This window comes from Daejeonella sp. (assembly GCF_036405355.1).
In the GTDB taxonomy this organism is placed as follows: Bacteria; Bacteroidota; Bacteroidia; order Sphingobacteriales; family Sphingobacteriaceae; genus Daejeonella.
The window spans coordinates 1-10,609 of sequence record NZ_DASWXT010000040.1 but is presented as its reverse complement, the minus strand read 5'-3'; the positions used below and the strand labels follow the sequence as shown (position 1 = coordinate 10,609).

General features: G+C 41.2%; 11 protein-coding genes. 7 read left to right on the top strand and 4 right to left on the bottom strand.

The window, feature by feature from the left end:
• From VGE44_RS05135 to VGE44_RS05125, 3 genes are all read right to left on the bottom strand, one after another.
• Positions 1 to 647 (bottom strand): hypothetical protein (locus VGE44_RS05135; RefSeq protein ID WP_331076676.1); only part of this gene is annotated, 647 nt, incomplete at its 3' end.
• The gene (locus VGE44_RS05130) at positions 644 to 1,492 is read right to left on the bottom strand and encodes a hypothetical protein (RefSeq protein WP_331076675.1); all 849 of its coding nucleotides are present in this window, start codon (positions 1,490 to 1,492) and stop codon (positions 644 to 646) included. The genes VGE44_RS05135 and VGE44_RS05130, both read right to left, overlap by 4 nt.
• 285 nt (positions 1,493 to 1,777) lie before the next feature.
• The gene (locus tag VGE44_RS05125) at positions 1,778 to 3,880 is read right to left on the bottom strand and encodes a tetratricopeptide repeat-containing sensor histidine kinase (RefSeq protein WP_331076674.1); all 2,103 of its coding nucleotides are present in this window, start codon (positions 3,878 to 3,880) and stop codon (positions 1,778 to 1,780) included.
• Positions 3,881 to 4,808: 928 nt separating this feature from the next.
• On the opposite strand from VGE44_RS05125, the gene VGE44_RS05120 reads away from it, so the two are divergent.
• The 7 genes from VGE44_RS05120 to VGE44_RS05090 all read left to right on the top strand — a co-directional run bounded on the left by VGE44_RS05120 (position 4,809) and on the right by VGE44_RS05090 (position 9,866).
• On the top strand, positions 4,809 to 6,284 hold the full coding sequence (locus tag VGE44_RS05120) for a serine hydrolase (RefSeq protein WP_331076673.1): 1,476 nt from the start codon (positions 4,809 to 4,811) through the stop codon (positions 6,282 to 6,284).
• A gap of 117 nt (positions 6,285 to 6,401) precedes the next feature.
• A complete protein-coding gene (locus VGE44_RS05115; protein ID WP_331076672.1) occupies positions 6,402 to 6,761 on the top strand; it encodes a hypothetical protein in 360 nt (119 codons plus the stop codon).
• Positions 6,762 to 6,816: 55 nt separating this feature from the next.
• Positions 6,817 to 7,029 carry a hypothetical protein gene (locus tag VGE44_RS05110; RefSeq protein WP_331076671.1) on the top strand — a complete coding sequence of 71 codons (213 nt, stop codon included), beginning with the start codon at positions 6,817 to 6,819 and terminating at the stop codon, positions 7,027 to 7,029.
• 84 nt (positions 7,030 to 7,113) lie between these two features.
• Positions 7,114 to 7,446 (top strand): metalloregulator ArsR/SmtB family transcription factor, encoded by a 333-nt coding sequence (locus VGE44_RS05105; protein WP_331076670.1) that lies wholly within the window; start codon positions 7,114 to 7,116, stop codon positions 7,444 to 7,446.
• A gap of 59 nt (positions 7,447 to 7,505) precedes the next feature.
• Positions 7,506 to 7,922, top strand: a complete 417-nt coding sequence (locus VGE44_RS05100; protein ID WP_331076669.1) for an arsenate reductase ArsC — start codon at positions 7,506 to 7,508, stop codon at positions 7,920 to 7,922.
• Positions 7,923 to 8,073: 151 nt separating this feature from the next.
• Positions 8,074 to 9,153 (top strand): ACR3 family arsenite efflux transporter, encoded by a 1,080-nt coding sequence (arsB, locus tag VGE44_RS05095; RefSeq protein ID WP_331076668.1) that lies wholly within the window; start codon positions 8,074 to 8,076, stop codon positions 9,151 to 9,153.
• Positions 9,150 to 9,866, top strand: a complete 717-nt coding sequence (locus VGE44_RS05090) for a metallophosphoesterase family protein (RefSeq protein ID WP_331076667.1) — start codon at positions 9,150 to 9,152, stop codon at positions 9,864 to 9,866. The genes arsB and VGE44_RS05090 overlap by 4 nt, the downstream gene beginning before the upstream one ends.
• Positions 9,867 to 10,193: 327 nt before the next feature.
• On the opposite strand, the gene VGE44_RS05085 is transcribed toward VGE44_RS05090, so the two are convergent.
• Positions 10,194 to 10,568: a hypothetical protein gene (locus VGE44_RS05085; protein WP_331076666.1), complete on the bottom strand. Its 375-nt coding sequence runs from the start codon at positions 10,566 to 10,568 to the stop codon at positions 10,194 to 10,196.
• Positions 10,569 to 10,609: the final 41 nt, after the last annotated feature.

Below are 10,609 nucleotides of genomic sequence, written 5' to 3'. Positions count from 1 at the left end.
AGTCCAAAACTCTTCCTTAAACCAAATACTAAGCTGCTCCCCGAACCTAAGTTTCTTTCTATTCCTATGGAGGAAGCGATGTTCAGATCGAACCTATGACCTGTTGCGGGGATGTCCACCAGCAGATCAGCCGGCAAAGTAAAAGGCACATCGGGATCAAAACGAACAGCACGGTTAAACCCAGCCTGGAAACCGTCATAGTTATCTGCGCTGTAACTATAGTAGCGCAGGGAAGGCTCCGCAACAATCCGGACAGATGTCCGTTCACTCAACTTGAATTGGCGTAAGGCCCGAACTGACAGCGCATGATAATTATAGGGGTCAAAATAATTACTCCACCATATGTCACCCTTGTCCTGCTTTGTACCAAAGGCTGTACTTGGTGCGACGAAATCAATACCATAAACAACCGAGCCTAAGGCAAGTCCTGCACCGATCCCCCACTTCTTGTTAAGCATATAAGTATAAGTTGCTCCGAGATCAAAACCCATTTTCGTCGGACTGCTGATTCTGGCAGGAGATGGGTTCACAATTTCCGGTTTAGCACTTAGGTTCGGCGTGATACGAAACTCTATAGAACTTTGGCCTCTGACTATTTGAAAGGGTATCAGCAGCAGCATAAAAGCCAATAATCTGAGGATGTTCATCGATTATATTTTTCAGGTTCTTTATATCTTCTCACCAGCGAGTAGCCGAACTGTAAAGCCACATAACTGCCTGTATCACTGAATGTCCCGCTTTGCACCCCGCTATTGGGATAAAGGTTATATTGTCCGCTGTTATACCTTACACCTGAAAAGCTGGCATTGACTCCAAAAAAGATCTGATTGCCGTTCCTCAAAGTTCTTGATGCCCGCACGTTCGCCGTATAGCTTAACCATGGCTTATGTTCAGGAAAATCAACCCGGATATTCTGTATAGGATGATTAACATGTGAATCATCGGAATAAGAGGAGCCGCTTTGTAAACCGTAATCGCTTAATTGACTTAGACTAACTCCCGCCATAATAGAAGGGTGCCATTTGCCGATCTTTTTTGATGAGGTATAACCTGCTTGAATCGGAAAATAGATATGCCCATTCACAAGGCTGACGTTTGTTTGCCCAAAATTGGAAGTACTGGGACCTCCGGCAGGAAAATCATTGTAATCAATGTTGAACCTGTAAGCAACCGGAATCATCCGGAAGTGTATACCTGAGACAAAAGTAAAGCCACTCTGGCTCACTCTCTGGTAGTCTACGCCAGCCGAAAATCCGGGGGAATTCAATCTTTTCATGACGTCCTTATCGGTTGTCTTGGTGATGCTAGTACCCGTTCTGAACAGGGGTTGAACGTCAATGGATATATATTCCCGGCTTTTATGGGCTGCCTGCTGCTTTAACAGGGTACTATCCTGGGTATAGGCAAAACTCATATTCGCCAACATAAACAGTGTCAATAATAGTCCGGCCTGCCAAACCGTTCGGGCGGGCTTATTCGATAGTAATTGCAATAAAGGCATAGCTAACGTGGTAGATCGTCATTTAAATATAAATTAAATTTGTGTACTATTTCATTGTATTACACTATTGCAACACGCATCATGGTTAAATATTCTACCTGAGCATACTGAGTATTAGAATATCTTCTGACAAAAGTAGGATTCAAACGTAATAAGGGAAATCATGGAAAAACAGAATAAATAACAATTTAAATCCCAACCCTCTAAAAGTATCTGGATTAGTCCTTTAAATAGGTTCTTAGGTATCCACTCTCCCTGAGGAATTCATTATAGTCTTTAATGTTCAGTATTTCCAGAGTATTGGGGCTGCTGGTTTCCTGTAGGCAACTCAATATAAAAGGTCACGCCTGCTCCGGGGTTGTTCTCAAACCACAAGCGGCCTTTATGGGCTCTCACAATCTCGTAGCTTATGTTCAACCCAAGCCCAAATGGTTTCTCGCCTGAAGTGCCGGGACGTTTGGCCGTAGTAAACATATCAAATATTTTTTCTTTGAGTTCATCAGGGATACCTATACCCTGATCGCTGACAGAAATAATGAGCTTGCCCTTAGAATTGCAGGCTCTGATCAGAATATCGGTCTGCTCCGGACTAAATTTTATCGCATTACTGATCAGGTTGCTGATCACCCGGCTCATTTTTTCGCGGTTGACAAAAATCTGTTGTTCCTCATCGGGCAATTCGGTCAGGATCCTTTGATTTTTTTCCTGTGCCTTAAACTGCAGCAGGTCGGCATTGTTGCTTAGCAGCGAGTTGACATCAACCCATTGTTTATTTGTGAGCTCCAGGAGATTCCCATGAGCAGCTTCAAGCAGCTCATTGATCAGGATGAGTGTATCCTTGCTTGTATTCCGGATTAGCGAAAACACCTCTTCCTGTTCACTTGTATTTTCCCCATTATCCAGCATCAGGCCACTTAATGCGGCTATACCGCCAATCGGGTTTCTGAGATCGTGTGCTACCGTGTGTAATATCCGGTCTTTTTCCTTACTGCTTTGTTCCAGGCTGTCAAGTGTCTTCTCGAGCGTTTTTTTCTGCTGGTTTATCTGATCGTTAAGTTCCCATAATTCTATAAGGCTCCGTTTTGAACGCTGGCCATTTTTGAAAACAAGGAAGACTATAACCAAAATCATCAGTGTAAAAATAACCGCCACTACCAGGTACATTTGCTGTAACTGACTATTTTTTCTGAGGATATCTATTTCATATTCCTTTTCCAGTCCGAGCAGCTGGGCATTTACATCCCCTCCGATAAGGCCCTCGTTACTTTTCTGGATAGAATCTTTCAGCAGATTATAGGTGAGCAGGTGCTCTAAGGCTTGACGTGGCTCATTTAAGGACCTGTAATAATCACTCATAAGCCCGTACCAGTTCATTTTCACATCGGCATTATAAACAGAATCCATTCCGCCTTTCACACTGTTTAAAGTCTGACGGAAGGCATCCCGCCTGTTCTGTTGTTTATAAAGTCTGGCAAGTTTTATTCTTGTTAGCTGACCATCAGCGAGGTCGGTTAGAGGTGCCGAATTATTAATTATCGATTTTTTAAATAGCTCTTCAGCAGTATCCAGGTTACCTTTCTGCATGTAAATATCCCCCATATTACCATAAACAACCCCCCTGGCGACTCTGTATGTGTTGGCATTTACCTTGTATTTGTGTTCATTCAGATCGATGAACTTTAAGGCTTTGGTGTAGTATACCAGGGCACTGTCGGGCATGTTAGCCTTTGTGTAACTTAATGCAATATTATTTAAAACTTCCTGCTGGCGCCAGAATACGGGGAATACAGGTTTACAATTATTTGCCTGGGCAAAGGTAATCTTAAAATTATCGGCCGCGCTTCTGAAGCGTTTCTGTTTGTATAAGACCATTCCAAGCCGATAGCTATATTCGCTTAGGGTACATTGATCGAGCTCTTTGGCAATAACCTTTGTTTTGAAATAGTACTTGTAAGCGTCCTCATAATTACCGGCGGCAAAATATACATCTCCTTTGGAATAATAGGCCTGGGCATGCTGCTTCACCATTTTGCTTTCGTTATTACTCTCCTCAATGATCCATACCATGCTGTCGGCATAGGCCATTGCCTTTGAATAATCTTTCACCGCCTGATAATAATAGCCACAATAGAAGCCATAGAACTTAAAACGTTCGTTTACGGTAAGCTCTTTCGCATGCCTGTAGGTTGAATCAAGATAATTAAACGCTTTGCCTTCGTAATAAAAACCAAAGCGTTTATTAGCAGTTATAATGGCTTTATCATAATAGTCTTCAGAAAGATCCTTATCGTCGTTTTTTTCACAGGAAGAAATTAACAGTGCGATCAGACTGATAATTAGAATGAAAAAACGGACGCTATGGTGGTTGATGAGGGCCATTCGGTTCAATTATCAAATATAAGATTTTAAAAGACTCGTTATGAAATATCAGTTCTACTACCTGATCCTGGATGCCGGTCACAGATAGAGCAAAAACAATAGAGATCTGCAAACTGACAGAAAATATATAAATACTAAAAACACGGCTAAAGCATATTTAAAGGTGGATTATACATCTGGCTCTGTAATCGGTTTGAATCCAATATTCTCCGCATGACAAAAGATTCAGAGAGGCCTGTTCTCTTTTTTGTAGTTCAGAGCCCAACTCCATCTCAGAAATCATTGAAATCATGGTTCAGGCAATGAATTAGAAAAAACTGTCTGGATTAGGATTTTAGGATTAAAGGATTTTAGGATTCAAGCGTAATAAGGGAAATCACAGGAATCTCAAAAATCAAATAAATCACAGTTCAGAGAATGAACTAGAAAAAACTGTCTGGATTAGGATTTTAGGATTCAAATGTAATAAGGGAAATCATAGTTCAGACAAGGAAAAAAACTGAGCTAGGATTATTAGGATTTTAGGATTTTAGGATTCAAATGTAATAAGGGTAGTTCAGACCCGATAGCTATCGGGTTACGAATTTACCTGGGCGCTAAGCAAGATAAATTCGTCAGTCACTTATCAGGATTTGCGACTGACGAAATCTCTTTCCGCTCGGTCAGGTGATTTCGCAAGTCGGGTAGTTCAGACAATGGGTAAAAAAACTGTCTGAGCTAGGATTAAAGGATTTTAGGATTCAAGTGTAAAAAAAGTAATAAGGGAAATCATAGAAATCAAAGTTCAGACAATGAATGAACAAGAAGCTGCAAAGACCGTTTCTGAAGAATAATTCACAAATTATTTGAAAAGTTATTTATTTAACTACATTTGTAGTTAAGAATGCGGATATACCGTGGAACCTATTGAAAATAAAAAAAACCGGATATGAAACGATCTATTTGTAAACCATTCTTTTTGCTTATTTTCTTAAATGTACTAAGCCCTGTTTACTTGCTCGCTCAATCGGCTAGTCAAACATTGGAGCTCAACGAAAGAATCCGCAAAGTAGAGCAGAGCCTTACAGGAGGAATAGTTGTTGAGGGTGATAGTTCCTGGACTATCAAACAGCGAATGGAACTTTATCATGTTCCGGCTGTGACGATTGCTGTTATTAAAGATTATAAGATTGACTGGGCTAAAGCCTATGGTTATGCTGATGTCAGTGAAAAAAGACTTGCCGACCCCTCGACACGTTTTCAGGCAGCTTCGCTAAGCAAATCATTAAATGCAATGAGCATTTTAAAGCTTGTCCAGGACAAGAAGATAGATCTGTATGCCGATATCAACAACTATCTTAGTTCATGGAAGTTTCCCTATGATTCCGTATCAAAAAATAAAAAAATCAGCACGGCAAATTTGCTGAGCCATACCGCCGGTTTAACGGTACATGGCTTTGGTGGATATAAAAAAACGGCCGAGATACCTACTGTTGTTGAGATATTAAATGGGCATGCTCCTGCTAATTCAGCCGCTGTGCGTTCGCAGGCAGAGCCCGGAATAAGATATGTATATTCAGGAGGCGGAACGACAATCTCGCAATTGATCGCGATGGATGTTACAAAAACAAACTACGCAGACTATGCTCTTAAGAATGTGTTAAAACCTATCGGCATGACGAATAGTTTTTATGGCAGTAATGATGCAATGGTGCAAGGCAAAGACCTGGCTACTGCATACTATGCCTCGGGTGAAGAGGTGATGGGAAAATACCATTTGTATCCCGAACTGGCCGCAGCTGCTTTATGGACAACCCCTTCAGATCTTGGTCGGTTCATTATTGAAACCCAGTTATCGTTGAAGGGTAAATCAAATAAGGTTTTGTCGCAGGAGCTTACCCGGCTAATGCTTACTCCTTATATTGGTCAGAGTGCAGCGCTGGGAGTTTTTATCGATAAACGTGGTGCGGGAACCTATTTTCGGCATGGCGGAGCAAATGAAGGTTTTCGTTGCGAGTATTACGGGAGTATGGATGGTGGTGATGGTGTGATCGTGATGATTAATTCGGAAAACGGCGCTATCATGCAGGAGATTATTAACAGTGTGGCAAACGTCTATCAATGGAAAGACTTTTATAAACCGATCATCAAAAAGCTGTTTCCAGTTCCTGATGAAGTATCACTTAGCTATGTTGGGAAGTATGAAATAGCTCCGCAAATTATATTAACTATTTCAAAGGAGAACGGCCAAATGAAAGCCGAGGCTACAGGACAGGGAAAGCTTGATATTTACCCGGAAGCTCTGAATAAATATTTTATAAAGGTTGCAGATATTTGTCTGGAATTCGTTCAGAATGAAAGTGGTAAGATTGATAAGGTTATTATATTTCAGAATGGAGGGCAGATGCTTGCCAAAAGGATTTAGTATTCTACAAGGTGTTCTTGGTGGTCAACAGGTTTTTGGCGTAACATATAAACCTGGCCGGAAATCCTGAGCGTTTATAAATAGAATTAGTATCTTTAATAAAACCCATTTAATAGCATGTCCAAGAAACTCATTAACAAAGGATTAAGGATATTATGTGTGCCATTAATCCTTTTTATCCTCTTGTTTCCATTCTCATTCCTGACAGGTTGGAATATAGCTACGGCGGTATTTTGCTGGTTTTTCCTGACTCCATTTATTGCTGAGTATGTACCAACTATTTTTTCGGCAGACAAAAATCAATTGAAGGAATCGCTGATAGGATTGTTGATCTTTTATTCTTTTATGATCCTCATGGTCTATAAACACTACGATTCAGACTTTTTTTTCACTATAATGCTGAGTGCTGGGGTTAATATGGGTTCAATAAGTATTATTTCTAAGGTTAAGGGAATGTATAGGAATCCGTCATATTAGCATAATTTACTGTTCCAATTATTATCTTATCTTTATTCCTAAAGAACTGTAAATCATGACTCTTGCATATCTAAATATATCTGGCCCGGAAGTCATTTTGATCATTTTGCATTTCCTGCTGATCATTTTGACCGGACATTATGGTCGCAATACGGTATTAGGCTATTGGGGCACAATTATGATTGGGCTATTCGCCAGCCCGCTACTGGCATTTGCAATAGTTTATATCCTGAATAACAAGAGAAATCTGACTTCCGAAAAACTCTGAATTAAATACTTGGATCGTATGCGAGGCCCTTCAAAATAATATTGCAGTTTACAATAATCAATCGTAATATTGCAATATACAATTATGGGCTTAACGAAAGCAGATATCTTCAGCAAAGAACAGAACAGATTGGCTATGCTCCTTAAAGCTTTAGCTCATCCTGCACGGATTGCGATTCTTCAACGGATCATGATCTCAAATACCTGCATCTGCGGGGATCTGGTTGGTGAATTAGGTCTGGCGCAGGCAACAATATCACAGCATCTTAAAGAATTAAAAAGTATCGGAATCATTAAAGGTTCGATCGAGGGGACAAGTGTTTGCTATTGCATTGACCCGGATACATGGAAGGTATTGGAATCAACGCTGCAGGATTTTCTGGCAAATTATAAAGGAGAAACGATCTGCTGCCAGTAGCAATTGATAATAAAGGAAGCGCAGGCAATCCCGTACTTACGGGACAAATTAAATAAAATATGAAAAACATACTCGTACTCTGCACCGGCAATAGTTGCAGGAGTCAGATAGCAGAAGGTTATCTGAGACATTATGCAGGTAATAAAGCGAACATTTATAGCGCAGGAATTGAGACTCATGGGGTAAATCCGAGAGCCATTAAGGTGATGGCCGAAGATCATATCGATATCTCAAAACATACTTCGAACAATGTAAATGAGTATCTGGATATCCCTTTTGATTATGTGATCACCGTTTGCGATAATGCTAATGAGGCCTGCCCTTACTTCCCCGGAAATGTGGAACGCTTTCATTTTAATTTCCCCGATCCGGCGAAAGCCAAAGGAACGGAAGAGGAGATCATGGAGGAGTTCAGGAGAGTGAGGGAGATGATAAAGGTGTATTCGGCGGATTTTGTACAGAAGCATGTCAATTAGGATCCCGATAGCTATCGGGAGAGCAGATTAGCTAATTAGATAATTAGCAAATGCTTAGGAAACATATAGTGGAATTAACATCCAGATAACTATTGGGAGAGAAAATTCACTAATTAGCTAATTAGTAAATGCATACATAATCATAGCCACCATGTCAGCAACAAACTGCGCTCCGGCGCATCAACGGAAAAAACTAGGTTTCCTCGACCGCTACTTAACCTTATGGATATTCCTTGCGATGGCAACAGGTGTAGCAATAGGCTACTTTATCCCTTCGGGTGCCGGGTTTATTAATTCTTATTCGAGCGGCACAACAAACATTCCGCTGGCTATCGGTTTAATACTGATGATGTATCCGCCCCTGGCGAAAGTAAAATATGAAAACCTTGGAGAAGTGTTTCGCAATACCAGGGTACTGAGTGTTTCCCTGATCCTGAACTGGATCATCGGGCCGGTACTCATGTTCGTACTTGCGATAACTTTTCTCGCTGATAAACCTGAATACATGGTTGGTTTAATCCTGATCGGACTTGCCCGCTGCATCGCAATGGTGATTGTATGGAATGAACTTGCTGAGGGAAGCCGGGAATATGCTGCCGGTTTGGTTGCCTTAAACAGCATTTTCCAGGTGTTTTTATACAGTGTTTATGCTTATGTTTTCATTACGCTGCTGCTTCCGGTCTTTGGTTTTGAGGGTTCGGTAGTGAATATCACGATCGGAGAAATTGCCAAATCAGTCGGCATCTATCTTGGTTTACCTTTCGCTGCAGGCATCGTCAGCCGCTATGGATTGATTCGAATAAGAGGCGAAGCCTGGTATGAAAAGAAGTTCATCCCCTTTATCTCACCAATCACGCTGATCGCCTTGCTTTTCACTATTCTTGTCATGTTTAGTTTAAAGGGTGAATTAATTGTACAAATCCCTTTTGATGTTGTCAGGATTGCGATCCCTCTGGTCATATATTTTGCCATTATGTTCCTCGTTAGCTTCTTCCTTGGAAAGGCATTGGGAGCTGATTACTCACAAAATGCATCCATTGCCTTTACCGCAGCCGGTAATAATTTTGAGCTGGCAATAGCTGTCGCGATTGGAGTATTTGGAATTAACTCAGGTCAGGCTTTTGCCGGAGTAATCGGTCCGCTGGTAGAAGTACCCGCATTAATCGCATTGGTTAATGTTGCCTTCTGGCTTCGGAATAAATATTACAAACCTGTATCAAACATTGAATGAAGATTGCCCTTTTCTCAGATATTCATGCCAATCTTCCGGCATTTGACGCATTTTTAAAAGATCTGGACAAGCGGAAAGCAGATGCATTCTACTGCCTTGGCGACCTGGTTGGCTATAATGTATGGCCAAATGAGATTATCAATGAGATCAGGAAGCGGGGGATTGCGACGCTTGTTGGCAATCACGACCTGAAAGTTAAAGCACTGCCCCAGATCAGTAAAGAAGAATTGGCTTCAACAGGAAAAGATTACGCCTATCATATCATTGAACCAGATAACAGAGCCTATCTTCAAAACCTCCCATCGCATATTAAACTGGAGTTTAAGCTAAATGGCAAGCAGTTCAACATCCTTATGGTTCATGGAAGTCCGAGGAGTGTTGTGGAGTATGTTCTTGAAAACACCGATTCAGCATATGTAGAAGAACTGATGAATGAGGCTGATGCCAATGTATTATGTGTCGGGCATTCTCATAAACCCTATCACCGGATTATCAGCAAGGATAAGCAGGTGATCAATATCGGTTCAGTTGGAAAGCCCAAAGATGGAAATGCGCAGGGATGTTATGCGATGCTTAGTCTGGATGATTCGGCTGTTAATCCCCTTAGAGTTGAATTTATTCGCTTCGATTATGATATAGAAAAAGCAGCGAAAGGAATTGAGGAGAGTCCGCTGCCGGATGAATTGGCGGAAAGGCTGAGGGAGGGGGTTTGAGATACCTGTGCTAGGGAACTGAACTACAGGGACTAATAATTGCAATGAAAAGGGAAGAACAGTCCTGCCCCAGGACGGTTTGAATAGGATGGCACAGGAGAGCGGCAGCAGGGAGGTGGCGGGTGAACAGGAGATTCCGGCCTGAATCTGCTTATTCTTAAAATTGATTTGCCATTGAGAGCATTGTATTTTTGTCATTGCGAGCCTACCTGCGGTAGGCAGGCGTAGCGCGGCAATCCCAAAACTATAAGTAACAAAAACTATGAGATTGCTTCGTCCTGCCTCCTCGCAATGACAGATGTGTTGTGGCGAAAGCCAGGACCTCTGCTATAATTCAGAATAAATTACCTTATCCCCTAATTTTAGCTCTGTTATATATTTGGTGCCTTTCACCGGACTAAACCCGCTGAAGAAATTAGACTTTAAATAAAGTACGCTTACTTCGCGGTTTTGTAATTCCTGTTGCAGAGTATCCAGATTTAATCCCTTCTGCAGGCCATGGTTGATGTAGAAAATCCCGCTGGTATTATTGAGCTTTAAGATTATGTTATCCTCAGAACCTTGACTAACTTTATCTATTGTCGTATTAATAGCAATTGAATTATCCCTGCTGACCGGGATCGGGCGAAATACCAGGTACAATAAAGCAATGATTAATACCGTAAATATTATTATCCCTGGTTTACCTGAAAGATTTTTCATAGTGATTAAGTCTGGTTATCAGCAAGATAATAAATAAATTA